Here is a 26485-nt window from a genome sequence, read left to right as displayed (position 1 = left end):
ACCGGGCCGAAAAGGCCAACCCTCACGTCTCAAAAGCCGCCATCAGACCCCTCGCGCCGCCGTCAAGCCAAAAACAGCCGGTTCTTCGAGGTGTCCAGCTTATATCTTGCTCTTGTGTTTCCCAGCTCTTCAGCCTTGGTCAACCACGATATTTCAGTCATCGGCAATCCATCCAGGGGCAAGTCTGGGTATGACTGAGATATGTAGTACGCCGCATCGTCATTGCCGGCTTTGTAGGATGCCAAAAAGCTTTTTTTTGCTGCAGTATGTTGCTGTCCAGAAGCCGCTATGTATCCATCAATGTAGTGTCGATAGGAAAATAGCTGGCCAGTTGGATTTTTTCCTAAAGCATCCTTCGCTTTTGATAAATAAGGGATCGATTTTTTTTCATCTTTAAGAGAAATGCTATAATATTTGATATTTAATGCCTTTCCGAAATATGCCTTGGAAAGAATTAGTTTTGCCAAATCAGTGTTGAGGGCGGTTGACCCAGTGATAAGATCTATGGCTGAATCGTATTGATTCATTTTCAAGTATGATAAAGCTAAGCGCAATTCGCCTTCTGGAATATCGCTTTGGTTCTTTGTCGACCCAGACACCTTCGTCAGTCTTGTAAAATCCTGAGCGGCTACATTTGATCGAGCCTCGCTTAGCCTATCGTTTTGGAGCTCTAATTCCCGAAGACACAATTGACGACGTTCATCAATTCGTCTCCGATTAGCCTCTTCGGCCTCCCGCCTGGCTCGCCGGGCAGTTTCCTGAGCTAGTGCCTCTCTTCTTGCCTCTTCGCTACGCCTGGCTGCTTCTTGCCTAGCGATAGCAGCTGCTCGTTCAGCTTGCTGTCGGGCAGCCTTAGCTCTCGCTTCCTCTAAAGCTCTCAGCTTAGCAGCCCTAGCTGCTGCAGCTTTCCTAGCTTCCGCTTGTTGCTGAGCCTGTTCTGCCTTGTTGAGCGCACCTATGACTGAGTTTTGAGGTGCCGCATATACCTCGCCACCTGCTCCTCCTCCGGCAAGGATGGCTACCACCAGAGCCGCTCTCTTGTATGGGCGATCCACCAGGAAAACCTCACTTCGCTTCGTAGGAATGAGTTTGTAGGGAGTAGATAATATTATTCAGAGGTATTAATAAGCCCCCCTTTGTATGAGAGGCTCCCGCCCCGGTCTGGACGCCCTTCATTCGGCCTGAAAATATCACTCACAGTCAAAAACGGTCTTGCCGAGACCGAGCAGAATTAATTTCCTTTGATCAAAGTCAGCTATTGTTTTGATCAATCCGCCGAATTTATAGAGGTTTCGGCCCTTCTCTTTTTTTGGCCTATTATGTTCTAAATAAACTCCGCCGCTTTGTTCCTTGATGACGCCAAACTCCACTTTCAGATATATGTCGGCTGCGGGGCAATCCATTTTAAGATTATAACCGATAGCAATATCGTAATTCTTTCCGGGATAACCAAAAGCATCGGTTGCCCGCATCCTTTCTAATGCCTCTATGCGCCTGTCTTGTTGGTATACGGCTTTATAAGATCGAAAAGCTATCTCAGGACTTTTTTTTACTCCAAGACCATACTCATAAGCCATTCCTAAATTAAGCTGGGCATTAAGACTGCCTTGGTTCGCTGCCATTAGGAGGTAGTCTATCGCTCCACGATAATTCCTTTCCCCCAAGCTGCCATCTTGGAGGGCCTGACCGAGTGCCTCTTGAGCTTCAAGGTATCCAGCATCTGCGGCTGTTCTAAGTAGCTCTAAGGCCTTGCGCTTGTCTTGAGGGACACCCCCTGCTGACGCATACCGTTGGGCCAAGAGGAGAAGAGCTTCAGGGTTCTGTGCCGTCGCTAAAGCTGTCAAATACTTTATAACGAGCGGATCGCTTTGGCTGCTTGGGTTTAAGGAAGCGGTCCTAATGTACCGCATCTGCGCTTCGGTAGACCCGAGCTCTGCCGCCATTTTGTACCAAGCCTCCGCATCTGTGGCCGAGGGAGCAACATATTCACCTTTTTCGAATATTCGTGCTAAGGCCAATGCCGCCTGTGCATCTCCGGCTCTCGCTTTTTGCTCAAGCTCAGTTCGTTGGTTCTGGGCATTTATCTCGTTTATGCGTCGCAGCTCCGCAGCCTTTTGCTCCGCCTCCAGCAGCGCCTGCCTTCTGGCCGTTGCCTCTGCCTCCATTGCTGACCGCCTAGCCGCATCCTCTGCCTGTATTCTCGCTCGTCGAGCGGCCTCCTCAGCCGCCGCCGCCCGCCGCATCTCCTCACTGCGCCTGGCTGCTTCTTGCCTAGCGATAGCAGCTGCTCGTTCAGCTTGCTGTCGGGCAGCCTTAGCTCTCGCTTCCTCTAAAGCTCTCAGCTTAGCAGCCCTAGCTGCTGCAGCTTTCCTTGCGGCGGCTTGTTGCTGAGCTTGTTCTGCCTTGTTGTACGCACCTATGACCGAGTTTGTGACCACTCCCTGGGCTAGGCAAACGGTACTACTGAGATACGCAGCTGTAGCGGCTGCCAACCACTTTGCTGGCCGCACCATGCGTTGACTTAATCCCTGTCTACTGCAGTAGCATCTGCGGCGGCAGCAGCAGCAGCATCTGCAGCAGCATCTACGGCGGCATCAACGGGAGGGGCGACTTCCGGAACTTCGGTGGCACTTGCAGCGCCCTTGAGCTGTATTCCCCTCCGCCGGGCTTCGTCGATCACCGGCTTCAAGAGGTGAGACGTCAACACCTCGGCAAACACTTCGATCTTGTCGCTGGCATTTTCGACCGATGAGACGATCATTTTTCCGTCGTCGGTCGGCTGGACGTTATAGTCTATATCGACCTTGAAGTAGTCAGCCGAACGTTCAATGCTGGACTTATCAGCTAGAACATCGACGGAATCGAGCCCTGAGTCATGCCGCACGTCGTCGGCATCCTTGATCATCGCTATCCCGTAAACGACCTTGAGGGTCCCGGTGCAATAACGCTTTGTGCTTTGCGGATCTGATTTGGAAGTGCGGATTGCCTCGATGGAGAATTTCAGCTGCGCAATCGCCGAACGGATTTTGGACGTCAGGATTACGGGATTTCCGTCTGATCCTCTCACCCTCGGTTCAGCTGCCTTTTCAATGGCATCTTTTAGAGCGTTGATGGTTGCGTCAGTTGCATCCTGATCGCTACAGTCTGTGGTTTTTTGGACGGCACTACACCCTGACAAGGAGAGCGCAATACCAGCGGCAACCGCCGCTCCGAGCATGACCTTTTTCATCCCGCCCCTAACGTTTCCCAAACCTCGCCCGGATTTCCCCTGAAGCCTGAGCAATTGGATCATCTAAGTCACCACTCAATACCATTTGGCGGATAGTTACAAGAACTTTTGATGTCATTTCAACATCATCACATTCAATGGCGAACTTGCCCTTCTGCAACTCGATGGAATTCTTTCCATATTTGATATGAAGTAGATATTTGCCCTTATCGTCGATCCAAGCCCAGGATGTGCGGGGTAGCAGTCCGTCCTTCGCATTCTGAATAAGATCGATTTGCTGATCTATGCGTCTTACGAGTCGTTGGCGGCGCTGGACGATGGCGTTGATGGCCTCAGGTTTCTTGGCGGCAACAAACTTCAATTCCATGATCACATCTCCATATTAATGTGATCAACGTCGGCGCAGCCCTATAAGAATGCCACGGTTTCGGTTCGTTCAGCTCTGTCCGCCAAACTTTTGCAAATTGATTGCCATCTCTCGGCTCAAGGGCAGCTGACGGGCATAAAACCTTTCGATCTGCTCGACCGAAGTTCCAGCATTCTTGGCGAGGTTGTAGATGTTCACCTCACCATGGGACAGGACCAGCCGCATACAGATGGCTGTGTGTCGCAGGGAGTAGATCGTGTACTTGATCCCTGCCGATGGATCGTCCTTGATCCCCGCTTCGTCGAGGACAGTTCGGAACAGTTTCTGGACATTCCGGGCCGCTGTTTCACGGTTCCCATAATGTGGATAGAAGAGGTGGTCGCTAGGTTTGGCGTCCGGGTACCGGCGAAGGATGCGTTCGTATACTGACACAGCGCCGGGCATCGAGTTCGCCACTCGGTATCCTGTCTTACCTGCTCTGACCGTGATAAGCAGTCGGCGGGGATCGGTGGCTACCGTGATGTCGGAATGCCTCAGCGCATAGACCTCGGACACTGTTGGTCGGACAAATGAATGCGTCAGGAACAGGACCAGATCGTAGAGTTCGTCGGTAATAGGAATGCCACGGACCTTGTGCTGCTTTTCGCCAAGCTCTTTCGTCTTCTCGATGACGGATTTGTAAACATCCTCATGCTTCGCCACCAGCGGATGAAATGGAAAGTACGAGCGGGGTGCATCCTTTTGCTTGGCTCGTGGCGTAGCTGGAACGGCATCAATCACGCCATCATCCCGAGCCACCTTCAACACATTACGGAATGTGGCGGTGAGGATGTTCCGGGTTGAGGTGGAGAGGTCAGGACGATCCGATTGGATCTTGTCCATTGCCTCTTGGTATTCCCGGGTCCTGATTTCTCGAACATCCTTTTGTCCGAGCAGACGGTAGAGTCCCCAAGCTTCGTTTTCGAGGCAGTATCGAATGTCACGAGCATAGTTGGAGTGACGTTCGCCATTGGCCACCATCCGATCAGCCTTCTGGATCATCCGTTTCCCGTAGGCTTCAAACGTGAACTGACGTTCGACCCGTTTGACGCTGCCTCGGATTTCAGCGGCGATTTCTTCCGCAGCTAACCGAGCCTTGATGCGGGAAGTCTCTTTGGTCGAACGGACCACATACTTCTTAGTCCGTGCATCCCGCACCCGGCACTGCCAGTAGGGACTGGCTCCCACCTTGTAGATTGCGATGCCACGTGAGATCAGTATGATCTCTTCCGACAGGGCATTTCTGCTTTTCGCAACCATTTGCACCCAAGCGATTAATTTAAAGCCAAATGTGGGCAATAGGCTCGGTTGCAAAAGGTGTAAACAGGTATTATAAACTAACTAATAAGATATTGATTTATAAGGTGTGTGCGAGACCTTTTAATCAGTAGGTCGCTGGTTCGAACCCAGCAGGGCTCACCACCTTTTCAATCATTCGCATGGCATTTTTCCGTCCCGCTTGGCCTCGGGATCCGCACCGGTAATCGGGTTGCGATCTGCTGAACGGATTGTGCGGATTCGTCGTGTGCCGACGTCAGGAAGTGGCAATTGCCGTCGGGCGCATCGTCTGGGCGGCCGATCCTTCAATGCTTCAACCCATACGCCGTGCAGAATGCCACCAGTGCGTTCGAAACGGCTTCCGGGGCTTCTTCCGGCGCGCTGTGGCCGACGTTTTCCAGCAGGGTCTTGGAGACCAGCCCGGGGTAAGTCTCCTCCATCGCATCATAAAGTGGATGCATCAGATCCATGACGGGATCGGCCGCGCCGCCGATGAACATGGCGGGCTGGGTCACGGGTTGCCCGGCCAGGGCGGCGGTCAGGTCCCAAGTGCGATCGCGGCAGCGGTAGTGTGCCAAGGGGGCCGCAAACCCGGCTTTGCTGTATTGCCGGACGTATTCACCGAACGCCTCTTCGCCCAGCCATGATGGGGTAAAGCCGGGGTCCGGCAACACATCGAGCACGGTTTCACCGGGCCTCACGAACAGCCGCCAGCGCTGGGCTCCCGTGGCCTGCCCTGAAATGGCGAAATGAATGCCGCGCAGCGACTTGGTGATGTCAGCATCAAGCTGGGCTTCGGCGAGACCCGGTTGCTGGAAGTAGTGGTGGTGCGACTTGCCACCAAACTGCGCCTCCAGCGCTGCCCAGCCCGTGCTGGGACGCTGCGCTTCCCGCGGGCCGACGACCGTGCTGATCAGGGCCAGGGCCGGAAACAGGTCTGGCCTGAGCCTTGCAGCATAAGCCGCAATCCATGCACCCAGATCGTGCCCGACCAGAAGCGCACCTGGCTCGTCCAGGGCAGCCAGCAGCGCAACCACATCTCCGGCACTGTGCAGCAGGGTGTAGTCCTCGACGGGATCGGGTTTGCCGCTTTCGCCAAAACCCCGAATGTCCGGGGCGACCACCCGGAACCCGGCCTCGCTCAGTGCGGCGATCTGGTGACGCCACTCGAACCAGGTGTAGGGGAATCCGTGCAGCAGGATGACGAGCGGCCCCGCGCCTTCCTCCACGTAATGGATCGCAAGGCCGTTGGCTTCGATCGTGCGATGGCTGAAGGCGGCCGGGTCGTTCACGTTGCGCATGGCGCCGATGATCGGGGCCTTGCTCATCGCACCGGCTTCGTCCCGATCACGCCGGCGCGCTGCATCTGGCGGACGGTGGGCGGATAGTCGGCCACGGCGTAGTGCTGGGTGCAGCGGTTGTCCCAGATCGCCACGCTGTTCGGCTCCCACGTCCAGCGGACCTGGTATTCGGGGATCGTGGCCCGGCGCACCAGGTCCATCAGCAGCCAGTGATGACCGGGCGTGAAGTCGTTGCCGTAACGCACGTTCTCGCGGGTGTGGAAATTGGTGAAGTGGGTGCTGTAGGCGCTGACGTAGAGCACCTTTTCACCCGTTTCGGGGTGGGTGATGACCACCGGGTGCTCGGCGTCCGGGTACTGCGCCTTCAGGGCATGGCGCTGCTCGATCGGCAGCGAGGCGCCAAAGCTCGCCTCGATCGAGTGGCGGGTGTAGAGCCCGTCGATCTGTTGCTTGATGTGCTCGGGCAGGTCCTCATAGGCCTTGGCCATGTTGGCCCACATCGTGTCGCCGCCCACTTCGGGGCACTTCACGCAGCGTAGCACTGCCATCTTCTGCGGGATTTCCCGCCAGGTCACGTCCGCGTGCCAGTTGTTTTCGAGGTAGTTGGGCTTGCTGTTTTCATCCTTGTAGATGTTGACCAAGCCTTCGACCCGGGGACCCTCGGCGGAAAAAGGATGGTCCTCAAGGTCGCCAAACCGGCGTGCGAAGGCGGCGTGCTGCTCGGGCGTGAGGTCCTGGTCGCGGAAGAAGATGACCTTGTGCGCCAGCATCTGGCGGTAGATCTCGTTGAACAGATCGTCGCTGTCGATGGCGTCCTTGATCTGGACGCCTTTCAGCTCGGCCCCGATGTTGCAGGTCAGTCGCTTCACTTGCATGTCCATTCTCCCTTCCCGTTTGTTCGCAATCATCAAATCGGCATCGCGGCCCCGGCCCTGCCCGCCGTCCAGACCATTGCCAGTCCGCAACAGGCGAGCGGGCGGCCGCGAAGTGTTGAAAGCTTGGATATCCTGTGGCCGGGGCAGAATGATTGCCATTTCGTGTCACACAATTAACATCTCGCGCCAGAAGGAGGGGCGATGCCGATTCAACCGCATATCCGCGCAGTGGCTTTGCTCGATCTTCCCGCGGTCGCGCTGGAAGCGGGAATCGATCCCTATGCCGCCATGCGCGACGCCGGGATCGACGCCGATACGCTGCACCGCCCGGACATCACCATTCCGGCCGATCGCGTCGCCTGGCTGCTCGATAGCCTGGCAGAGCGTTCAGGCATTGCCGATCTGGGGATCCGCATCGCGATGCGGCGGCGGCTGGCCAACCTGGGCGTGATCGGCCTTGTCCTCGGCCAGCAATCAACCATGCGCGATGCCTTGGCCATGACCCAGCGCTACCGCCATCTGATGACCGACGCGATGAGTACCCACATCGAGACCGAGGGCGAGATCGCGACCCTGATGGTCGGGTTCGCAACCGGGTCATCGGTCCCGGCCCGGCAATTGCGGGAACTTGCGCTTTCGACCTACATTCACCTGTTCCGGCTGCTGTCGGGCGAACACTGGGTGCCGCTGGGGGTGCACTTTTCGCATCCTGCGCCCAAGGGTGCGACGTTTCATCGCCGGTTCTTCGGCTGCCCGGTCCACTTCAACAGTGCCTTTGACGGGCTGGAATGCCCATCGGCCGATCTCGACCGGCTCAACGTCAATGCAGACGCTGCATTGGCCAGATATGCCGAAGGCCTGCTGGATACGCTGCCGGCGCCGGAAGGAAACGCGATCACCAGCATGGTCAGCCGGCTGATCCACGCGTTGCTGCCGATGGGGCGGGCTTCGATCGGCCATGTTGCCAAGGCGCTGTCGCGAACCGTCCGTACCCTGCAACGCGAACTGGACCGCGAGGGCGTGGCATTCACCGCCATTCTCGCCGACATTCGCGCCGACCTTGCGCTGGAGCTGCTGCGCGACCAGTCCCAGTCAGTCGAGGAAATCGCGCTGCGGCTGGGCTACTCGCATCCTGCGGCCTTCATCCGTTTCTTCCGGGGCAGATTCGGCCCATCGCCCGGCGAGTGGCGCAAGATCCGGCTGGCGCCCTTACGGGCCCGCTGATGATCATGCCGGGCACCGGCCTTGTCTGCATCGGCCTTGTCTGAACGCGGTGGCCGCTGGCCTTTGAGGACAAGCGGTGCTAGGGGTGCAGGGCATTATCGCCTGTAGCGGATATCGGGGCCACGGCTCCCTTCACTCACCCTTCAAGCTCTTGCACGGTCGGCGGACGCGTTTGGCGCGTCCGATGCCGATGGGATTTGTTATAGTACGGAAGCGAGCAGGGATTGATGGCAGGATACAGGGAACCGGGTTTCAACGACCGCGTGGCAGCCGCAGCGGCGGCCCGCGCCAAGGCGCTGGAGTTGCTGAAAGGCAAGGGGCCGGTTGATCCGGCGGTGCAGGCGGAACGCGCCGCGCGGGCGGCCGAGCGGGAGGCCGCGCAGGCGGCAAAGCGAGAGGCGGCCCTTGCCGCGCGCGAGGCGAAGCGTGAAGCGCTGATCGTGAAGAAGCAGGCCAAGGCCGAAGCGGCGGCCGCCATGATCAAGCCGGAACTGACCGAGGCTGAGCGCAAGGCGGCCCGCGACGCGCGCTATGCCGCGCGCAAGGCCCGCAAGAAGTAGCGCGGGCTATCTCCGCCTCCAACCCGATGGTCGGCCATGACTGGATCGGCACGGCGCACGCGCCGGGCGGCGTGGAACTGCGCCTGATGCAGCGGGACGATGAATTCACCATCCTGCTGGAATTCGACGAGCTGATGAGCACGCGGGCCAGCACTTCGGAGCGGGCGCTGGCAACGCTGACCGCAGCGCGGCTGGGGCCGCAGGCTGCGCCGGAGTGGCTGATCGGTGGCTATGGCATGGGCTATACCCTGCGCGCGGCATTGGCTGCGCTGGGTGACGATGCCGTGGTCACCGTGGCGGAAATCGTGCCGGAAATCATCGAATGGGCGCGTGGGCCGATGCAGGCGCTGACGGCGGGCTGCCTGGACGATCCGCGCGTGCTGCTGGTTCAGGAAGACGTCGCGCTGCTGATCGGCGCGGCGCGCGACTGCTATGACGCGATCCTGCTGGATGTCGATAACGGCCCGGACGGCTTGGTCTGCCGCGAGAACGACGAACTCTATCACCGGGACGGGCTTCATGCCGCGATGGCGGCGCTCCGCCGGGGCGGGATTCTGGCGGTCTGGTCGGCCCATGGCGATCCGGCGTTCACCCAGCGGCTGAGCGACGCCGGGTTCACAGTGGATCAGGTGACCGCGCTGGAAACCGACCACGAACGCGGCGCATCCCACGTGATCTGGTTCGCCCGGAAGCCCTGAATTCAGCCCGGATCGGGCCTACATCCGGAACACGCCGAAGCTGGGCCGATCGGGCACCGGGGCCAGGCTGCACGCATCCAGCGCCAGCCCCAGCACGTCGCGGGTTTGGACCGGGTCGATCACGCCGTCGTCCCACAGCCGGGCGGTGGCGTAGTAAGGATTGCCTTCGTCCTCGTACTTCTGGCGGATCGGGGCCTTGAACGCCTCGGCCTCTTCCGGCGACCACCTGGCTGCGTCGCGGTGGACGGTGGCGAGCACGCTGGCGGCCTGTTCGCCGCCCATCACCGAAATGCGCGCGTTGGGCCAGGTGAACAGGAAGCGCGGGGAATAGGCGCGCCCGCACATGCCGTAATTGCCCGCGCCAAAACTGCCGCCAATCAGCACTGTCAGCTTGGGCACTTGCGCGGTGGCGACGGCGGTGACCAATTTGGCGCCGTGCTTGGCGATGCCTTCGGCCTCATACTTGCCGCCGACCATGAAGCCGCTGATGTTCTGCAGGAACAGCAGCGGAATGCCGCGCTGGCAGGCCAGTTCGATGAAGTGCGCGCCCTTTTGCGCGCTTTCCGAAAACAGCACCCCGTTGTTGGCCAGGATCGCCACCGGGTGGCCGTGGATATCGGCAAAGCCGCAGACCAGCGTCGCGCCGTAGAGCGCCTTGAATTCATGAAACTCGCTGCCGTCGACGATCCGCGCAATCACTTCGTGGACATCATAGGGCGCGCGGACGTCTTCGGGCACGATCGCGTAGAGGTCTTCCGCCGGATAGAGCGGGGCGCGGACTTCGCCCTGCGTGGCGTGCTGTGTGGTGCGCGGGGCCGGCAGCGGGCCGAGGTGCGAGACGATGTCGCGCACGATGGTCAGCGCGTGTTCGTCATTGTCGGCCAGATGATCGACCACGCCGGACTTGCGCGCATGCAGATCGCCGCCGCCCAGCGCCTCGGCGCTGATTTCCTCCCCCGTCGCGGCCTTGACCAGCGGCGGTCCGGCGAGGAAGATCGTGCCCTGTTCCTTCACGATCACCGTCTCGTCGCTCATCGCCGGGACATAGGCCCCGCCCGCGGTGCAGCTGCCCATCACGCTGGCGATCTGGGTGATGCCGCGCGCGCTCATGTTCGCCTGGTTGTAGAAGAACCGGCCAAAGTGATCGCGGTCGGGAAAGACTTCGGCCTGGTTGGGCAGGTTCGCTCCGCCGCTGTCGACCAGATAGATGCAGGGCAGGTGGTTTTCCTGCGCGATTTCCTGCGCGCGCAAGTGCTTCTTCACGGTCATCGGGAAATAAGTCCCGCCCTTCACCGTCGCGTCGTTGGCAAAGATCATGCACTGGCGGCCCGCCACGCGGCCGACGCCGGTGATGATCCCTGCGCCGGGCACCTCATCGCCATACATCCCGTTCGCGGCGAGTTGCCCGACTTCGAGGAAGGGTGCCCCCGGATCGAGCAGGCGCTCGACCCGCTCACGCGGCAATAGCTTGCCCCGCGCGACATGGCGCTCGCGGCTGCGCGCATCGCCGCCCAGCGCGGCAGCGGCCACACGGGCGCGCAGGTCCTCGGCCAAGGCGCGGTTGTGCGCGGCGCGGGCCTGCGCTTCCGGGCTGGTGAGGTCGACGGCGGATTGCAGGACGGGCGCGGTCATCACCGCGCCCCGATCAGTTCGCGGCCGATCAGCATCCGGCGGATTTCGTTGGTGCCCGCGCCGATGTCCAGCAGCTTGGCATCGCGCAGGAACCGTTCGACCGGCCAGTCCTTGGTATAGCCCGCGCCGCCCAGTGCCTGCACCGCCTCACCCGCCGCGCGGAAGGCGTTTTCGGACGCCAGCAGGATTGCGCCCGCCGCGTCGAACCGGGTCGTCTGGCCCGCGTCGCAGGCCTTGGCCACGGCATAGACATAGGCCCGCGCGGACTGCACCGCGACGTACATGTCGGCAATCTTGGCTTGCATCAGCTGGAAGGAACCAATCGGCTGGCCGAACTGCTTGCGCTCGCGCACATAGGGAATGACCACGTCGAGACAGGCCTGCATGATCCCGATCTGCATCCCGGCCAGCACCACGCGCTCATAGTCCAGCCCGCTCATCAGCACGCCGACGCCGCCGTGGAGCGGGCCCATGACCTGTTCTTCGGGCACGAAGCAATCGTCGAACACCAGTTCGCAGGTCGGGCTGCCGCGCAGCCCCATCTTGTCGATCTGCTGGCCGATGGAGAAACCGGGCATCCCGCGCTCGATCAGGAACGCGGTGATCCCCCGGCTGCCCGCTTCGGGCGAGGTCTTGGCATAGACCACCAGCGTATCGGCATAGGTGCCATTGGTGATCCAGAACTTCGTGCCGTTGAGGCGATAGCCGCCCGGCACCGCATCGGCGCGCAGCTTCATCGAGACGACGTCCGACCCGGCGCCGACTTCCGACATGGCGAGGCTGCCGACATGCTCGCCCGAAATCAGCTTGGGCAGGTATTTCGCCTTCTGCTCATCATTGCCCCAGCGGCGGATCTGGTTGACGCAGAGGTTGGAATGCGCGCCATAGGACAGGCCGACCGAACCGCTCGCCCGGCTGACTTCCTCCACCGCGATCACGTGATCGAGATAGCCCAGGCCCAGCCCGCCCCATTCTTCCTCAACCGTGATGCCGTGCAGGCCCAGCGCGCCCATCGGCTCCCACAGCTCGCGCGGGAAGCGGTCGTTGCGGTCAATCTCTGCCGCCAGCGGCATGATCTGTTCGTCGGCAAAGCGGCCTGCCGCCTCGCGGATCATCTGGGCGCTTTCGGTCAGGCCGAAGTCAAAATCTGGGGTGGCGCGCATGGGGCGGTTCCTTGGTCTGAGGTTTCGGTCAGGCAGCGGCGCTGCGCTTCAGCATCGCGGAGCGCAGGCAACTGCACACCACTTCGCCGCGCTGGTTGATCAGCTCGTGATGGAACACGACGATCCCGGCATTCGGGCGGGATTTCGATTCCTTCAGTTCCACCACTTCGCTGGTGGCGCGCATCGTATCGCCGATGAACACGGGCTTGGGCATCACCAGCTTGTCATAGCCCAGGTTGGCAACCAGCGTGCCCAGCGTGGTATCCCCCACCGACAGGCCGACCATCAGCGCGAAAGTGAAGGTGCCGTTGACCAGGATCTGGCCGAATTCGCTGGCCCGCGCGGCTTCCACATCGATGTGCAGCGGCTGGGGGTTGTGGGTCATCGTGGAGAACAGCAGGTTGTCCGTCTCGGTCACGGTGCGGCGGATCTCATGCTCGATCCGCATCCCCACCTGCCATTCGTCGAAATGCTTTCCGGCCATGTCAGGCGGCTCCTTCTTCAGCTTCAATCCGCGCGAGCAGTGCCTCGACCTGCACTTGCGCTCCGGCGCTGACCTTCAATTCGGTGACGATCCCGTCGAACGGCGCGGTCAGGGTGTGTTCCATCTTCATCGCTTCCAGCGTCAGCAGTTTCTGTCCGCGCGTCACCGCCTCGCCCTCGGATACGGCAACGGCGATGACCTTGCCCGGCATCGGCGCGAGGATCGCCCCGTCGCCCGCCGCCGCGCCGTGGACGCCATCGCGCCGCCACGGCTCCAGCCGCCAGACCTGCCCCTGATCCATCACCAGCGCGGACGCCGCAGGCTGCGCGGTGCCGTGGCCAGACAGCGCGATCTCCACCGGCTCTCCGTCCAGCAGGAAGCGCGCGCGCAGCCGGGGCGCGGCGTTCAGCCGGAAACCGGGCGCATCGGAGCGGGGGACGAGGGCTTGCGCGGCACATTCCAGCGCGGCGTCTGATGGAACGGGCGGCTGCGCCAGCGTATCGCCGTCGCGCCCGATCAGCCCGGTATCGACCGTTCCGGCGCGGAATTGCGGATGGGCCAGCGCCTTGACCAGAAACGCCGCGTTGGTGCGCACTGGCCAGACGGCGGTGCCGCGCAGCATTTCGTCCAGCCGCTCCACCGCTTGATCCCGGCTGGCGCCGTGGGCGATGACCTTGGCGATCATCGGGTCGTAGAACGGGGATACTTCCGCGCCTTCGTAAACCCCGGTGTCGATCCGCCCGCCGTGGGCCGAACCGAACCGCAGCACTTCCAGCCGCCCGATCGAGGGCAGGAACCCGCGCGCCGGGTCTTCGGCATAGAGCCGCGCTTCCATCGCCCAGCCGTTGATCGTCAGATCGTCCTGCCGGCACGGCAGCGGTTCGCCCGCCGCAACGCGCAGTTGCCATTCGACCAGATCGACCCCGGTGATCGCCTCGGTCACCGGGTGTTCGACTTGCAGGCGGGTGTTCATTTCCATGAACCAGATGCGGTCCGCGCGCAGCCCTTCGCTGCCGTCGGCGATGAATTCGATCGTGCCTGCGCCCTCATATTGCACCGCTTGTGCCGCGCGGACGGCGGCGGCGCAGACGGCGGCGCGGGTGGCCGCGTCCATGCCGGGGGCGGGGGCTTCCTCGATCACTTTCTGGTGGCGGCGTTGCAGCGAGCAGTCGCGCTCGAACAAGTGGACCACGTTGCCGTGGGCATCGCCGAACACCTGCACTTCGATGTGGCGGGGGGAGAGAATGTATTTCTCGATCAGGACGTGATCGTTGCCGAACGAGGCCGCCGCCTCGCGCTGGCACGAGGCAAGCGCATCGGCGAAATCCTCGGCCCGCTCAACCAGCCGCATGCCTTTGCCGCCGCCGCCCGCGACCGCCTTGATCAGCACTGGATAGCCGATCTGCGCGGCTTCCGCGGCCAGCCGCGCCGGGTCCTGATCCTCGCCCAGATAACCCGGCGTCGTGGGGACGCCCGCCTGCTGCATCAGCCGCTTGGCCGCGTCCTTCAGCCCCATCGCGGTGATCGAATGCGGTTTCGGCCCGACCCAGATCAGCCCGGCGTCGATCACCGCCTGCGCGAACTCGGCATTTTCGGAGAGGAAGCCGTAGCCGGGATGGACCGCGTCCGCGCCGCTTGCGCGCGCGGCGGCAAGGATCTTTTCACCCACCAGATAGCTTTCGCGCGCCGGGGCCGGGCCGATGGCGACGGCCTGATCGGCCATGCGCACGTGCAGCGCCTGCGCATCGGCATCGGAATGGACCGCGATGGTGCGGATGCCCATGGCCCGCGCGGTGCGGATGATCCGGCAGGCGATTTCGCCCCGGTTGGCGATCAGCAATGCGCGTATCATTCCGGCTCGTTCCCCAGGCTGTCCAATCATCCCGCGCCGCGTTCTTCGCCCGCGTTCGCACATGGTGATACCGCGCCTTGCGCCAATGGAAAAACTGGAATTGCCGGTGAAGTTGTATAGGTTAAACCTATGCTAAGCCGCACCCAGATCCGGCAATTCCTGGCCGTTGTCGATTCCGGCAGCTTCACCCGCGCGGCGGGTGTGCTGAACATCGCGCAGCCATCGCTGTCGGGCGGGATTGCGGAACTGGAACGGCAACTCGGCACGCGCCTGTTCGTGCGCGAACGCCGCCGAATCCGGCTGACCCCGGCGGGCAATGCGCTGCTGCCGCTCGCGCGCGGGATCGAGCGGGATTTCCATCTGGCCGAACGGCAGGTGGGCAGCCTCCCCGTCCCCGCGCGCCCGGTGCGGCTGGGGGTGCTGGACACGGTTGCAACCGGCTGGCTGGAACGCGCGGTTGCCGCCTATGCCGGGGATGAGCCACTGGAACTGACCGAGGGCTCAGAACGCGAACTCTCCGCCGCGCTCGCCAGCGGCAGCATCGATCTGGCGCTGACGCTGGTCGGCGATGGGGCGGGGGCGCTGCTGGAGGAGGACTATTGCATGGCCCTGCCGGCATCGCATCCGCTGGCTGGTAATGCCTGGGTGGAGGCAGCAGACGTCGCCGGAGACACCATGATCGCACGGCGTGCCTGCGAAGTGCTGGCCGATACCAGCCGGTTCTTCACCCAGCACGGCGTGCGCCCGCTGTTCGCGCTGCGCTCTGCCAACGATGACCGGGTGATGGCGATGGTCCGGGCCGGGCTGGGGGTGACGGTCGCGCCGCGTTCGCTGGGGCGGGATGGGGTGGCGATGGTCAATATCCGGGGGTTCCGCCCGGTGCGGCGGATCGGGCTGGTATCGGGCGCGCACACCGCACCGCATCCGGCGGTCCGGTCGGCACTTGCAGAGACGGTCGTGGGTTAGGCGTTAACGCCCCAGTTGCCCGGTCAGCGCGCCCAGCTGCCAGGCTGAGAGGGTCTGCATCGCCTCGGCCTGAAGCAGCGCGGCCTCAGCCTCGATGTTCTCGCGTTCGGCGTCGAGCACGGCCAGCGTCGGTTTCGCGCCGACTTGCGCTTCCAGCCGGGTGCCGCGCAGCGCCTCGGCGGCCGCATCGCGGCGCAGGCGCGATGCGGCGACCATCTGGCGGGCCGTGGCAAGGCCTTGCCAGGCATCGATTACCATGCCGTCCAATGCCTGATCGGCCTGCCGCAGCCGCGCCGCGCTGGCGTCCACTTCGGCATCGGCGGCGCGGATCTTGGCGGCCACGCGCCCGCCCGCGAACAGCGTCCAGCGGCCGCGCACGCCGACGGAAACGGAATCCGCCTTGTAGCCGGGGAAGAACTGGTCGCGCACGTGCGCCGCTTCGGCAAAGGCACCAACGGTGGGCAGGCCCTCGGCCTGTGCGGCGCGCACCCCGGCGCGGGCGACGGCGACGGCGGCTTCGGCCTGCTGGCGCGCCGGGTTGGCGGCGCGGGCCTGTTCCAGCGCCTCGCCCAGCGATGGGGGCACGGGCGGCAGATCGGCCAGCGGAGCCAGATCGCCGGGTTGTTTGGCGGTCAGCCGTTCATAGGCCGCCTCAGCCGCAATACGGCGGCCTGCGGCCTGCGCGAACCCGGCGTCGGCCTCTGCCTTGCGGGCGCGGGCCTGCGCCACATCGGAACTGGCGATTTCGCCCGCCTTGAAGCGCAGGCCGGCCTGCCGCTCCATCTCGGTCAAGGCGGTGACGAGCTGGGCAAAGCGCGCCTCCAGCTTGCGGGTGGTTAGGACATCGGAATAGGCCGCGACCGCGCGGACGATGGTTTGCAGCCGGGCCTGTTCGGCTCCCAGCCGGGCGATGTCGGTACCGCCGCGCGCCTGCGCTGTGGCAGCGGCGATCCGGCCCCCGGCATAGAGCGGCATTTCCGCCGTGGCCTGCACCGCCAGCGGGCTGACGTTGTCCGCCGTGATCCCGAAGAACCCGCCGTTGTCGATCCGCCCCGCGCCGTAAGAGCCTTCGACCCGCAGCAGCGGATTGCCCTCGGCCCTGGCTTGATCGAGCCGCGCCCTGGCGGCGGCTTCCCCGGCCTTGGCCTCGGCCAGCGCGGGGGCGTTGGCAAGGGCATCGGCAATCGCGGCGGCCAGGTCCTGCGCCCGCGCCGCCGGGGCGGACAGGCAGCAGGCGAGGGCGGTGAGCGGCAGGATCAGGCGGCGCATCGGCTGTCTTTTTCCGCTTACTTGAACGCGTTTCCGGGCCGCACGCCCAGCTTCTTGAACACCGTGGCGGCTGGGCAGAACCCGGTGAAGCTGGATTGCAGCAAGTTGAGGCCCGCAAAGATCGTCAGCCCGATCCAGTAGGGGTGCACGTAAATCGACAGCAAGGCGCTGGCGATGACGACGAACCCGGCGAAACGCAGCACGGCGGCATCGAGAGTCATGGGACGTTCTCCTTACTTGAAGCGCAGCTTGCGGATGCCCAGCGCGTGCATCGCCAGCTTTTCATAGAACGGCTCGCTGGTCCCGCGCCGGACTTTGTGGAGGAAGTATTTCTCGAACCCGATCTTGGCGAGGTGCACCCACTTGCCGCTGGACGACCAGTTGAGGTTGCGCGGCGGGATCTGCGGCTGGGCGACGAAGGCCACGCCGCCATCGCCGAAGTCGGCCAGGCAGACCGCGTTCCAGGTCGCTTCCTCGGTCGGTTCCTTGCCGTCGAGTTCCAGCTTCAGGTTGTGGGCAATGGCGGTGACCATCGATTCGATCATGAACCCGGTCTTGGGCACGCCCACCGGCACCGGGGTCGGCCCGATCGGCGGGATCGCGACGCAGACGCCCAGCGAATAGACGTTCCTGAAGGTGGGGTTGCGCTGGTGCTTGTCCGCCAGGACGAACCCGCGCGGGTTGGTCAGCCCTTCGATCCCGTGGACCGCCGCGATGCCCCGGAAGGCCGGCAGGATCATCGAATAGCCGAACGGCAGATCGTGGGTGTCCTTGACCGCGCCGTCCTCGGCCACTTCCTCCACATGCATCGTCCCGCTTTCGACCTTGGTGATGCGGGTATTGGTGATCCACTTGATGTGGCGGTTGCGCAGCTCGCTTTCCAGCAGGGTCTTGGTGTCGCCGACCCCGTCCAGCCCCAGATGGCCGATATAGGGTTCGGGGCTGATGTAGGTCATCGGCACCCGGTCGCGGATCTTGCGGCGGCGCAGTTCCGTGTCGAGGATCAGTGCGAATTCATAGGCCGGGCCATAGCACGATGCGCCCTGCGCCGCGCCGACCACGATGGGGCCGGGATTGGCGCAGAATGCCTCAAACGCATCAGCCGCGTGGGCGGCGTGATCGGTCTTGCAGATCGACTGGGTGAAGCCGGCCGGGCCCAGTCCCTCGACCTCGTCAAAGGCCAGGTCCGGCCCGGTGGCGATCACCAGATAGTCATAGGAAAGCGATGTGCCGTCGTTCAGTTCCACGCGGTTTTCAGCCGGATGGACGCGCTTTGCCCCGACCGAGGTAAAGCCGATGCCCTTGCGCGCCATGATCGGGGGCAGGTGGACGCGAATCGCATCCGGCTCGCGCCAGCGCACCGCAACCCACGGGTTGCTGGGGACGAACCAGTAGTCCTCCTGGTCGTTGACGACGGTAACGGTCGCTTTGCCCTTTACCGCGTCGCGAATTTCATAGGCGGCGATGGTGCCGCCCAGCCCTGCGCCAAGAATGATGATCTGGGGCAATGACATTCCCATTCTCCCGTCCTCTGGTCCCGCCCGGCGGGGCCGCCACCACTGCGTTTCCGGCCAGGGGTTTCTTCAGGACCCGCCAGCAACGCACTTGACTTATATAAGGCAATTATAATATGAGCAAGCGGTAATGTTGTGATCCCCGTTGGCGGCACCAACTGTCGGCAGGGACACTGAAGGAAAGGGTGATCGAATGGTCTTCGGATTTGGCAAGGGCGCCGCGCACCGGGAAGTGACCGCGCAGGAACTGGACGCGATGGTGCGTGCGGGCGAAGTGGTGGTGGTAGATGTGCGCGAAGTGGACGAATTCGCGCAGGGTCATATCCCCGGCGCGATCAACATGCCGCTGTCCACGTTCCAGCCCTCGCAGCTGCCGGACACCGGCGACAAGCAACTGGTGCTGAACTGCCTGGGCGGCAAGCGTTCGGGCATGGCGCTGGAAAAGTGCGGGGTCGCGCAGGCGGCGGTCGATACGCACCTGGCCGGCGGGTTTAACGCCTGGCAGGCAGCTGGCCTGCCGGTCGAACGGTAAGCAAGTAGCGCGCGCGAACAGCAGGGGAATGGCGATGCGGAAGACCTGGTTGGCCCTTGGCGCGGCGGCGCTGGCCCTGACGCTGGCGGGCTGCGGCAGCGCTGAGGAAACGGCTCCGGTCGTCCAGGCCCCCGCCGGTCCCCGGCTGGTGCTGGCGGCGGCGGATACCGCCGCCTGGCAGGACGTCAGCGCGGAAATCGCCACCGTCGATCAGGCGCAGGTTCTCGCCCGCATCCCCGGCATCCTCACCACCCTGACCGTGCGCGAAGGCGATATGGTGACCAAGGGGCAGGCGATTGGCCGGATCGTCGATACCCAGCTGGGGTACCAGTCCAGCGCTTACGGGGCGCAAGCCGCCGCCGCACAGGCACAGGCGGCGCAGGCGCAGGCTGAACTGGTGCGGGTGAAGTTCCTTTATCAGAACGGCGTCTATGCCAAGGCGCGGCTGGATCAGGCCGAAGCTGCCGCCGCTGCCGCCACGGCCCAGATCCGCGCCGCGCAGGCCCAGCAGGCCGCCGTTGGCGCGGTGGCGGGGCAGGGCGCGGTGATCGCCCCGGCGACAGGCCGCGTGCTGCGCGCCGACGTGCCGGCCGGATCGCCGGTCGCGCCGGGCATGGCGATTGCCGTCATCACCGCCGGACCGACCATCGTGCGGCTGGAAATGCCCGAATCGCTGGCCGACAAGGTCCGCCCCGGATCGCGCGTGATGGCCACCGGGATCGGCACCGGGTCCGGCGTCGGCACTGTCATCAAGCTCTACCCCGCGATCACGGCGGGCAAAGTGACCGCCGATGTCGACATGCCCGGCATCGACAACCGCCTGATCGGGCGGCGTGTCGCGGCACGTGTGGAAACCGGCACGCGCAAGGCGCTGCTGGTGCCAGCGAATTACATCTCCAGCCGGTTCGGGATCGATTACGTCACCGTCCTTGCCAAGGATGGCAGCGCGGCGGACGTGCCGGTGCAGACCGGCCCTTCGCTTGAGGCGGGCAAGGTGGAAATCCTGTCCGGCGCGGTGGCGGGCGATACGCTGGTCGCCCCGAAGCAGGCGGCCGCCCAATGAACCTGGGGATTTCCGGCAAGCTGACGCGGGCGACGATCCAGTCCCCGCTGACTCCGCTGATGCTGCTGGCGGCGATGATCGTCGGCCTGATAGCCACGATCACCATCCCGCGTGAGGAAGAGCCGCAGATCAAGGTGCCGATGGTGGACATCATGGTCCAGGCACCGGGCCTGTCCGCGCCCGAAGCCGTGGAACTGGTGGCCAAGCCGCTGGAAACCATCGTCAAGAGCGTCGACGGGGTCGAGCACGTCTATACCCAGGCGCAGGATAACGGCGCGATGGTGACGGCGCGGTTCCTCGTCGGGTCCGACCCGGAAGACGCCGCGATCCGCATCAATGAAAAGATCGAGGCCAACAAGCACCGCATTCCGGTGGGCATCCCCGCGCCGCAAGTGACGGTGCGCGGGATCAGCGACGTGCCCATTGTGGTGCTGACGCTGACGCCGAAGCCCGGCGCGGCGGGCAACTGGAACGACCAGGCGCTGGCTGAACTGGCGGGCAAGCTGCGGACCGAGATTGCCAAGGTCGATGACATTGGCCTGACTTTCCTGACCGGCGGGCAGCGCATGGCGCTGCGCGTGGTGCCGGACCCGGCCAAGCTGGCGCTCTACCGCGTGCCGCTGGGCAACCTTATCGAGGCCGTCAGCCAGGCCAACCGCGCCTTTCCGGCCGGAACCGTGCGCGAAGGCGGGCAGGCAGCGCTCGTCGTGGCCGGGCAGACGCTGCGCGATGCGCAGGAACTCGCCGGATTGACCGTGCGGTCGGTCGGCGGCGCGCCGGTGCTGCTGTCGGACGTTGCGCGGGTGGAGCAGGCCGCGACGCAGGATCAGGCCCGCGCGTGGCGCTGGGTCAAGGGTGAAGACGGCCAGTGGACGATGGCCCCCGCCGTCAGCATCGCCATTGCCAAGCGCGCCGGGGCTAACGCGGTGACCGTATCGGAAAGCGTGGTCCACCGCGTCGAAACGCTGAAGGGGCGGTTGATACCCGCCAGCGTCGATGTGGCGGTAACCCGCAACTATGGCGAAAGCGCCAACGAAAAGGCGAATGAGCTGATCTTCCACCTCGCGCTGGCGACGATTTCCATCGTCGCGCTGATCGGCTTCACGATCGGCTGGCGCGAGGCGGGGGTGACCGCCATCGTCATCCCGACCACGATCATGCTGACGATGTTCGCATCGAACGTGATGGGCTTTACCATCAACCGCGTCAGCCTGTTCGCGCTGATCTTTTCCATCGGCATCCTGGTCGACGACGCGATCGTGATGATCGAGAATATCGCCCGCCACTGGGCGATGCCGGATGTTGGCACGGACGGCGGGCGCACCCGGATCGACGCCGCGGTCGAGGCCGTGGCCGAAGTCGGCAACCCCACGATCATCGCCACGCTGACCGTGGTCGCCGCGCTGTTGCCGATGCTGTTCGTGTCTGGCCTGATGGGGCCCTACATGGCGCCGATCCCGATCAACGCGTCGGCGGCGATGATCTTTTCGTTCTTCGTTGCGGTGATCATCGCGCCCTGGCTGATGATCCGTTTTGCCCGCAAGGCACTGGCCGGTGAAGGTCACGGCCACGGGCATGATGACCACGGCGGCAAACTGGGCACGCTCTACCGGCACTACGCCAGCAAGGTGATCGCCACCCCGCAAAGCGCCAAGCGATTCCTCATCGGGGTGGGCGTGGCCACGCTGGTGGCGTGCTCGATGTTCTATTTCAAGGCGGTGACGGTGAAGCTGCTGCCGTTCGACAACAAGAGCGAAGTCCAGCTGGTGGCCGACCTGCCCGAAGGCACCAGCCTGGAAAGCACCGCGCGGGTGCTGGAGCAGGCCGCCGCCGTGGCGCGCACCGTGCCGGAAGTCGTCTCGATGGAGGCTTATGTCGGCGCATCCGCCCCGTTCAACTTCAACGGACTGGTGCGGCATTACTTCCTGCGCGCCCAGCCGGAAATGGGCGACCTGATGGTCACCCTGCTGCCCAAGGGCGACCGCTCACGCTCCAGCCATGACGTGGCGGTGGACTTGCGCGAAAAGCTGAAGGCCATTGCGCTCCCGGCGGGTGGCTCGCTCAAGGTCGTGGAAACCCCGCCGGGGCCGCCAGTGCTGGCGACCCTGCTGGCCGAAATCTATGGCCCGGACGAAGCGACCCGGCGCAAGACGGCGGAGCAGGTGGAGCAGATCTTCAAGTCGGTTCCCTATATCGTCGATGTCGACAACAGTTTCGGCCAGCCGCGCCCGACGCTGAAGCTGATCCCCGACCGGGCCAAGCTGGACCACTACGGGTTATCCGAACGCCAGCTGTTTGACAGCATCGGCGCGCTGATGGGCACGCAAATCGTCGGCTATGCCGCGCGCGGTGCGGATCGCGATCCGCTGCCGATCGAACTGTCGCTCGACCAGTCGCAGCGCAGCTGGTCCGCCGCGCTGGCGGCGACCCCGGTGGCGGTGGCGCCATCCGGCCAGCTGATCCAGCTGGGCGAACTCGTCACCGCGCGGATGGAACCGGGCGGGCAGGCGATCTTCCGCCGCGACGGGCGCGGGGCGACGATGGTGACGGCGGAACTCGCCGGCCGCTATGAAGCGCCGATCTATGGCATGCTTGCCGTGGCCGACGCGGTCGATGCGTTCGACTGGGCGGGCAAGGGCCTGCAAAAGCCCGATGTGCTGCTCAACGGCCAGCCGGATGACGAAAGCCGCGTCTCGCTCTTGTGGGATGGCGAATGGGAAATCACCTGGGTGACGTTCCGCGATATGGGCGCGGCGTTCATGGTGGCCTTGCTGGGCATCTATGTGCTGGTCGTGGGCCAGTTCCGCAGCTTCACGATCCCCTTGGTGATCCTTACTCCGGTACCGCTGACGCTGGTGGGCATCGTGATCGGCCACATCCTGTTCAATGCGCCGTTCACCGCAACCTCGATGATCGGGTTCATCGCGCTGGCCGGGATCATCGTGCGCAATTCGATCCTGCTGGTCGATTTCATCAATCACACCCGCAGCGCCGACAAGTCCCTGCGTGAAACCCTGCTGGAAGCCGGGATGATCCGGTTCCGCCCGATCGTGCTGACGGCGGCGGCGGCGATGATCGGCGCGGCGGTGATCCTGACCGACCCGATCTTCCAGGGGTTGGCAATCTCGCTGCTGTTCGGGCTGATGTCGTCGACCCTGCTGACCGTGCTGGTCATCCCGGCGATCTACATTGTCCTGCGCGATGATGGGAAACCGCTGGCGGAAGGCTGATTGCCACGCGCTCAGGCGTGTTCCTGGGCCTGGGCAATCGGCGCCCCGGTGCGGCGGACGGCCACGATCAGCACGCCCAGCAGCGCAATCGCGGACCCGGCGATCATCCGTTCGTCCAGCTGATCGCCCGTGATCATCACCCCCAGCGCGATGGTCGCCAGCGGGGTAATCAGCGTCAGCGGGGCCAGCAGGTTCGCTTCATACCGCGCGATCAGGGCGTAATAGGCGGTGTGGGCAATCACCGAGACGATCAGCGCGGAAAACAGCAGTGCGGCGAGGAACGGCCAGCCCGCCGAAATCGCCGCGCTCCACTGCCCGGTTTCGAATGCGGTAGTAGCCAGTGTCAGGGGGATGCAGGCCGTCAGTGCGACCCACGCCTGAAACCGCAACGGGGCGATCTCCTCCGTCTGCTTCATCAGCACCGCGCCCAATGAGCCGGAAAACGCCGCGCCCAGCACGAACACCAACCCGGCAGACAACGCCAGCCCAGGCCGCCATACCACCACCAGCACCCCGACCAGCGTCAGCGCGATGCCCAGCGCGCGGCGCCAGTGGATGCGTTCGCCCAGCAGCACGATCGACAGCAGCGTGGTGATCGGCACCCCGGCCTGAATCACCACTGCCGCAGCCGACGGGGATGCCGTTTGCAAGCCGATGAACAGCAGCGCGAAATTGCCCGCGCCCATCAGTACGCCGATCAGCACGATCCGCCAGACCGGTCGCGGCACCGGGCGCAACCATGGCAGCGTGACCGCCAGTACCAGCGCGAACCGGATCGCGGCAAAGAACAGCGGGGGCACTTGCCAGTCACCCACCACGATCTTGCTCAGCACGTTGCTGGCCGCCCAGATCAGGCAGATCAGCGTCAGCAGGATGAAATCGCGCAGGTTCACGGCCCCTCTCTGTCGCAGGGCGCTCGGTTTGGCCAGAGCGATCGCGGCCAGCGCCGCCGATTCCGGCATTGGATTCGCGCGCGGACTGGACAGGCCCCAGTTAAGCCATCAGGCTGGACGCTTAATTGCTTGTTGGGATTCTTTCGCCGCCATGCCGCTGGACCTTCCGCTTGACGACAACCAGACCACCCTGCGTGACGGGATCGCACGCTATCTGGCGGACCACAACCAGCCCGGCTGGACGCAGTTGGCGGGCGATCTGGGGTTGATGAGCATCGGCATCCCGGAGAGCGCGGGCGGATTTGGCGGCGGGGCAACCGAGCGCGCGCTGGCGGCCGCGGCACTGGGACCGACGCTGGCGGCCGCGGACTGGTTGCCGCACGTATTGGCGGCCGAGCTGCTTGCCCGTGCCGCGCCCGATCATGCCGCATTGCCCGCGCTGGCGCTGGGACAGCAGCGGATTGCTCTGGTCGATGTGGCGGCCCATGCCGGGTTTAGTGCTAACCCCTTGACCGGCATCGCCGAACTGGTGGCCGGTGCGGGCGCGGCGGATTGGGCGCTGGTGCTGGACGATTCCGCCGTGCAGCTCGTTCGCCTTGGCAGCGCGGAAGCCGCAACCACGCCGCGCCCCATGCTGGACGGAACGGCGCGCGGTGACATCGCCTTTGCCGCTCCGCCGGCCGAGATGATCGCCGGGGGCAATGCCGCCGCCGCACTGGCCGCGCTGGCGCGCGATGCACTGATCGCGGGGCGCTGTGCGGAAGCGTGCGGCCTGATGCGGCGAATGCTGGACGATACGGTTGCCTTCCTCGGTCAGCGCCAGCAGTTCGGCCAGCCCATCGCCCGCTTCCAGGTGCTGCGCCACCGCGTGGCCGACATGCAGATGACCGTGCTGAAAGCCGCTGCTCTCACCGAAGTGGCGGTGCAAGCGGAAACCGCCGATCCCACCACGCGCCGCCATGCGGTCAGCGCCGCCGCGATTGAAGTGATCGATGCGGTCCGCGCGGTGGGCGAAGGCGCGGTGCAGATGCACGGCGCGATGGGCCTGACGGGCGAGTTGACGCTGGGCCGGTTCTACAAGCGCGGCCTTGCCATCGGCGCAGAGCTTGGCCCCGCGCGGCGGCACTTCGCGGCGCTTTAAGCCGATCGCTTAACCGAGCATCATCTTGGCGATGATATCGCGCTGGATCTCGTTCGATCCGGCGTAGATCGAGGCCGCGCGGTTGTTGAGATAGCGCGGCACGGTCACCGCGATGTCGTCTGGCAGATCCGCCTCGCGCGCGCGCCAACCGGGGGTGCCCAGGATGTCGCAGGCCAGCACGTCGATGGCCTGCGATGCTTCGGTCCCCAGCACTTTCAGGATCGAGGGATACATCGCGGTCGGCCCCTCCTTGCGCAGGGCCTTCAGCTCGATCGCCTGCAGGGCTTCCAGCGACACGGCCTGCCGTGCGATCTTCTGGCGCAGCACCGGATCTTCCGGGCAGGCCCGCTCAACCTCGCGCAGCCGCGCGACCAGCGCCGGGGCGTAAACCCCGCCACGCTCGAACGCGAGGAGATGCTTGGCCACCGACCAGCCATCGTTCTCTGCCCCCAGCCGGTTGGCCTGCGGCACGCGGACATCGTCGAAGAACACCTGGTTCAATTCATGATCGCCCGCCAGCGTGTGGATCGGGCTGATGCGGATGCCGGGGGTGTCCATGTCGATCAGCAGGAAGCTGATCCCGGCTTGCGGCTTGCCCTCTGCCGAGGTGCGGACCAGGCAGAACATCCGGTTGGCGAAATGGGCGTGGGTGGTCCAGATCTTCGACCCGTTCAGCACGTAATCGCTGCCATCCCGGTCCGCCCGCAGCCGCAGCGAGGCAAGGTCCGAGCCTGAACCCGGTTCCGAAAAGCCCTGGCACCAGTAATCCTCGCCCGACAGGATGCGCGGCAGATAATAGGCCTGCTGCTGCGGCGTGCCGTAATGCATCAGCACCGGGGCGACCATCTTCAGTCCCATCGGCGCCAGATGCGGGGCATCGGCGGCAACGCATTCGGAAATGAAGATATAGCGCTGGACCGCGTCCCAGCCCGGCCCGCCGAACTCCACCGGCCAGTCCGGCGCCGCCCATCCGCGCGCGTTCAGGATGCGCTGCCACGGCAGCGATACATCCGGATCGTGGAATACCGACGGGGTGCGGCGCGCGGCGCGGCGCAGATCGTCCGGCAGATTGGCGGCGATGAAGCTGCGCACTTCGTCGCGAAAGGCGCTGAGCTCAGGTGAAAGGGCGGTGTCCATGTCCGCCATTTGATCAAGCCATGCGGCGCTTGCCAACC

At 64.0% G+C, this 26485-nt stretch carries 24 protein-coding genes; 8 read left to right on the top strand and 16 right to left on the bottom strand.

The genetic code is table 11. From position 1 onward, the window contains the following. Window positions 1-62: 62 nt before the first annotated feature. The 7 genes from IE113_RS13115 to IE113_RS13085 form a co-directional block, all read right to left on the bottom strand. Complete coding sequence (locus IE113_RS13115; protein WP_189542228.1) at window positions 63-1025, bottom strand: hypothetical protein; 963 nt, start codon at window positions 1023-1025, stop codon at window positions 63-65. Window positions 1026-1190: 165 nt separating this feature from the next. After that, entirely contained in the window at window positions 1191-2513 is a 1323-nt protein-coding gene (locus IE113_RS13110) for a tetratricopeptide repeat protein (RefSeq protein WP_189542226.1), read from the bottom strand. An 8-nt stretch (window positions 2514-2521) separates the two neighbouring features. Further along, window positions 2522-3229, bottom strand: coding sequence for a hypothetical protein (locus IE113_RS13105; protein ID WP_189542224.1), 708 nt, complete (start codon window positions 3227-3229; stop codon window positions 2522-2524). 7 nt (window positions 3230-3236) lie between these two features. Beyond that, window positions 3237-3596, bottom strand: a complete 360-nt coding sequence (locus tag IE113_RS13100) for a hypothetical protein (RefSeq protein WP_189542222.1) — start codon at window positions 3594-3596, stop codon at window positions 3237-3239. 69 nt (window positions 3597-3665) lie between these two features. Continuing rightward, window positions 3666-4895: a site-specific integrase gene (locus tag IE113_RS13095; protein WP_189542220.1), complete on the bottom strand. Its 1230-nt coding sequence runs from the start codon at window positions 4893-4895 to the stop codon at window positions 3666-3668. 323 nt (window positions 4896-5218) lie between these two features. Then, complete coding sequence (locus IE113_RS13090; RefSeq protein ID WP_229822409.1) at window positions 5219-6241, bottom strand: alpha/beta fold hydrolase; 1023 nt, start codon at window positions 6239-6241, stop codon at window positions 5219-5221. Next, window positions 6238-7089, bottom strand: a complete 852-nt coding sequence (locus tag IE113_RS13085) for a TauD/TfdA dioxygenase family protein (protein WP_189542218.1) — start codon at window positions 7087-7089, stop codon at window positions 6238-6240. Before IE113_RS13085 ends, IE113_RS13090 begins: the two co-directional genes overlap by 4 nt. A gap of 201 nt (window positions 7090-7290) precedes the next feature. Here IE113_RS13085 and IE113_RS13080 point away from each other — a divergent pair, with 201 nt between their 5' ends. The 3 genes from IE113_RS13080 to IE113_RS13070 all read left to right on the top strand — a co-directional run bounded on the left by IE113_RS13080 (window position 7291) and on the right by IE113_RS13070 (window position 9571). Next, window positions 7291-8313 (top strand): AraC family transcriptional regulator, encoded by a 1023-nt coding sequence (locus tag IE113_RS13080; RefSeq protein WP_189542216.1) that lies wholly within the window; start codon window positions 7291-7293, stop codon window positions 8311-8313. Between the two features lie 227 nt (window positions 8314-8540). Further along, window positions 8541-8873: a DUF6481 family protein gene (locus tag IE113_RS13075; RefSeq protein WP_189542214.1), complete on the top strand. Its 333-nt coding sequence runs from the start codon at window positions 8541-8543 to the stop codon at window positions 8871-8873. 26 nt (window positions 8874-8899) lie between these two features. Beyond that, window positions 8900-9571: a polyamine aminopropyltransferase gene (locus IE113_RS13070; protein ID WP_189542212.1), complete on the top strand. Its 672-nt coding sequence runs from the start codon at window positions 8900-8902 to the stop codon at window positions 9569-9571. Window positions 9572-9589: 18 nt separating this feature from the next. Here the strand turns inward: IE113_RS13070 and IE113_RS13065 are convergent, their stop codons facing one another. The 4 genes from IE113_RS13065 to IE113_RS13050 are packed head-to-tail and all read right to left on the bottom strand — an operon-like array spanning window position 9590 to window position 14702. Then, complete coding sequence (locus tag IE113_RS13065; protein ID WP_189542210.1) at window positions 9590-11203, bottom strand: carboxyl transferase domain-containing protein; 1614 nt, start codon at window positions 11201-11203, stop codon at window positions 9590-9592. Next, on the bottom strand, window positions 11203-12366 hold the full coding sequence (locus IE113_RS13060; protein ID WP_189542208.1) for an isovaleryl-CoA dehydrogenase: 1164 nt from the start codon (window positions 12364-12366) through the stop codon (window positions 11203-11205). Before IE113_RS13060 ends, IE113_RS13065 begins: the two co-directional genes overlap by 1 nt. A 28-nt stretch (window positions 12367-12394) precedes the next feature. Further along, window positions 12395-12850, bottom strand: coding sequence for a MaoC family dehydratase (locus IE113_RS13055; protein WP_189542206.1), 456 nt, complete (start codon window positions 12848-12850; stop codon window positions 12395-12397). Window position 12851: 1 nt separating this feature from the next. After that, window positions 12852-14702 carry an acetyl/propionyl/methylcrotonyl-CoA carboxylase subunit alpha gene (locus IE113_RS13050; RefSeq protein WP_189542203.1) on the bottom strand — a complete coding sequence of 617 codons (1851 nt, stop codon included), beginning with the start codon at window positions 14700-14702 and terminating at the stop codon, window positions 12852-12854. Window positions 14703-14831: 129 nt separating this feature from the next. Between IE113_RS13050 and IE113_RS13045 the strand changes: the two genes are divergently transcribed. Further along, on the top strand, window positions 14832-15668 hold the full coding sequence (locus tag IE113_RS13045) for a LysR family transcriptional regulator (protein ID WP_189542201.1): 837 nt from the start codon (window positions 14832-14834) through the stop codon (window positions 15666-15668). A 3-nt stretch (window positions 15669-15671) separates the two neighbouring features. On the opposite strand, the gene IE113_RS13040 is transcribed toward IE113_RS13045, so the two are convergent. From IE113_RS13040 to IE113_RS13030, 3 genes are read right to left on the bottom strand one after another with little or no spacing between them, the layout of a single operon-like run. Then, complete coding sequence (locus IE113_RS13040; protein WP_189542199.1) at window positions 15672-16937, bottom strand: TolC family protein; 1266 nt, start codon at window positions 16935-16937, stop codon at window positions 15672-15674. 17 nt (window positions 16938-16954) lie between these two features. Further along, a complete protein-coding gene (locus IE113_RS13035; protein WP_189542196.1) occupies window positions 16955-17158 on the bottom strand; it encodes a YgaP family membrane protein in 204 nt (67 codons plus the stop codon). A gap of 12 nt (window positions 17159-17170) precedes the next feature. Further along, the gene (locus IE113_RS13030; protein ID WP_189542194.1) at window positions 17171-18451 is read right to left on the bottom strand and encodes an NAD(P)/FAD-dependent oxidoreductase; all 1281 of its coding nucleotides are present in this window, start codon (window positions 18449-18451) and stop codon (window positions 17171-17173) included. A gap of 193 nt (window positions 18452-18644) precedes the next feature. Between IE113_RS13030 and IE113_RS13025 the strand changes: the two genes are divergently transcribed. The 3 genes from IE113_RS13025 to IE113_RS13015 are packed head-to-tail and all read left to right on the top strand — an operon-like array spanning window position 18645 to window position 23276. Further along, the gene (locus tag IE113_RS13025) at window positions 18645-18983 is read left to right on the top strand and encodes a rhodanese-like domain-containing protein (protein WP_189542192.1); all 339 of its coding nucleotides are present in this window, start codon (window positions 18645-18647) and stop codon (window positions 18981-18983) included. Between the two features lie 34 nt (window positions 18984-19017). Continuing rightward, window positions 19018-20046, top strand: coding sequence for an efflux RND transporter periplasmic adaptor subunit (locus IE113_RS13020; protein WP_373297874.1), 1029 nt, complete (start codon window positions 19018-19020; stop codon window positions 20044-20046). Beyond that, window positions 20043-23276: an efflux RND transporter permease subunit gene (locus IE113_RS13015; RefSeq protein ID WP_189542188.1), complete on the top strand. Its 3234-nt coding sequence runs from the start codon at window positions 20043-20045 to the stop codon at window positions 23274-23276. Before IE113_RS13020 ends, IE113_RS13015 begins: the two co-directional genes overlap by 4 nt. Window positions 23277-23287: 11 nt before the next feature. Here IE113_RS13015 and IE113_RS13010 read toward each other — a convergent pair whose 3' ends face one another. Continuing rightward, on the bottom strand, window positions 23288-24238 hold the full coding sequence (locus IE113_RS13010; RefSeq protein WP_229822407.1) for a DMT family transporter: 951 nt from the start codon (window positions 24236-24238) through the stop codon (window positions 23288-23290). Between the two features lie 82 nt (window positions 24239-24320). Between IE113_RS13010 and IE113_RS13005 the strand changes: the two genes are divergently transcribed. Next, window positions 24321-25310: an acyl-CoA dehydrogenase family protein gene (locus IE113_RS13005; RefSeq protein ID WP_189542186.1), complete on the top strand. Its 990-nt coding sequence runs from the start codon at window positions 24321-24323 to the stop codon at window positions 25308-25310. A gap of 9 nt (window positions 25311-25319) precedes the next feature. Here the strand turns inward: IE113_RS13005 and IE113_RS13000 are convergent, their stop codons facing one another. Continuing rightward, the gene (locus IE113_RS13000) at window positions 25320-26447 is read right to left on the bottom strand and encodes an acyl-CoA dehydrogenase family protein (protein WP_189542184.1); all 1128 of its coding nucleotides are present in this window, start codon (window positions 26445-26447) and stop codon (window positions 25320-25322) included. Between the last annotated feature and the right edge of the window lie 38 nt (window positions 26448-26485).

Origin of the sequence: Novosphingobium arvoryzae, from assembly GCF_014652615.1 — a bacterium.
Taxonomy (GTDB): domain Bacteria; phylum Pseudomonadota; class Alphaproteobacteria; order Sphingomonadales; family Sphingomonadaceae; genus Novosphingobium; species Novosphingobium arvoryzae.
The sequence above is the reverse complement of the archived record's forward strand: the minus strand, read 5'-3'. Positions and strand labels throughout refer to the sequence as shown.

Coding starts and splice junctions, on each gene's coding strand:
- IE113_RS13110 (WP_189542226.1), bottom strand. CDS start 2,513: ATGGTGCGGCCAGCAAAGTGGTTGGCAGCCGCTACAGCTGCGTATCTC.
- IE113_RS13105 (WP_189542224.1), bottom strand. CDS start 3,229: ATGAAAAAGGTCATGCTCGGAGCGGCGGTTGCCGCTGGTATTGCGCTC.
- IE113_RS13100 (WP_189542222.1), bottom strand. CDS start 3,596: ATGGAATTGAAGTTTGTTGCCGCCAAGAAACCTGAGGCCATCAACGCC.
- IE113_RS13095 (WP_189542220.1), bottom strand. CDS start 4,895: ATGGTTGCGAAAAGCAGAAATGCCCTGTCGGAAGAGATCATACTGATC.
- IE113_RS13090 (WP_229822409.1), bottom strand. CDS start 6,241: ATGAGCAAGGCCCCGATCATCGGCGCCATGCGCAACGTGAACGACCCG.
- IE113_RS13085 (WP_189542218.1), bottom strand. CDS start 7,089: ATGCAAGTGAAGCGACTGACCTGCAACATCGGGGCCGAGCTGAAAGGC.
- IE113_RS13080 (WP_189542216.1), top strand. CDS start 7,291: ATGCCGATTCAACCGCATATCCGCGCAGTGGCTTTGCTCGATCTTCCC.
- IE113_RS13075 (WP_189542214.1), top strand. CDS start 8,541: ATGGCAGGATACAGGGAACCGGGTTTCAACGACCGCGTGGCAGCCGCA.
- IE113_RS13070 (WP_189542212.1), top strand. CDS start 8,900: ATGGTCGGCCATGACTGGATCGGCACGGCGCACGCGCCGGGCGGCGTG.
- IE113_RS13065 (WP_189542210.1), bottom strand. CDS start 11,203: ATGACCGCGCCCGTCCTGCAATCCGCCGTCGACCTCACCAGCCCGGAA.
- IE113_RS13060 (WP_189542208.1), bottom strand. CDS start 12,366: ATGCGCGCCACCCCAGATTTTGACTTCGGCCTGACCGAAAGCGCCCAG.
- IE113_RS13055 (WP_189542206.1), bottom strand. CDS start 12,850: ATGGCCGGAAAGCATTTCGACGAATGGCAGGTGGGGATGCGGATCGAG.
- IE113_RS13050 (WP_189542203.1), bottom strand. CDS start 14,702: ATGATACGCGCATTGCTGATCGCCAACCGGGGCGAAATCGCCTGCCGG.
- IE113_RS13045 (WP_189542201.1), top strand. CDS start 14,832: ATGCTAAGCCGCACCCAGATCCGGCAATTCCTGGCCGTTGTCGATTCC.
- IE113_RS13040 (WP_189542199.1), bottom strand. CDS start 16,937: ATGCGCCGCCTGATCCTGCCGCTCACCGCCCTCGCCTGCTGCCTGTCC.
- IE113_RS13035 (WP_189542196.1), bottom strand. CDS start 17,158: ATGACTCTCGATGCCGCCGTGCTGCGTTTCGCCGGGTTCGTCGTCATC.
- IE113_RS13030 (WP_189542194.1), bottom strand. CDS start 18,451: ATGTCATTGCCCCAGATCATCATTCTTGGCGCAGGGCTGGGCGGCACC.
- IE113_RS13025 (WP_189542192.1), top strand. CDS start 18,645: ATGGTCTTCGGATTTGGCAAGGGCGCCGCGCACCGGGAAGTGACCGCG.
- IE113_RS13020 (WP_373297874.1), top strand. CDS start 19,018: ATGCGGAAGACCTGGTTGGCCCTTGGCGCGGCGGCGCTGGCCCTGACG.
- IE113_RS13015 (WP_189542188.1), top strand. CDS start 20,043: ATGAACCTGGGGATTTCCGGCAAGCTGACGCGGGCGACGATCCAGTCC.
- IE113_RS13010 (WP_229822407.1), bottom strand. CDS start 24,238: ATGCCGGAATCGGCGGCGCTGGCCGCGATCGCTCTGGCCAAACCGAGC.
- IE113_RS13005 (WP_189542186.1), top strand. CDS start 24,321: ATGCCGCTGGACCTTCCGCTTGACGACAACCAGACCACCCTGCGTGAC.
- IE113_RS13000 (WP_189542184.1), bottom strand. CDS start 26,447: ATGGACACCGCCCTTTCACCTGAGCTCAGCGCCTTTCGCGACGAAGTG.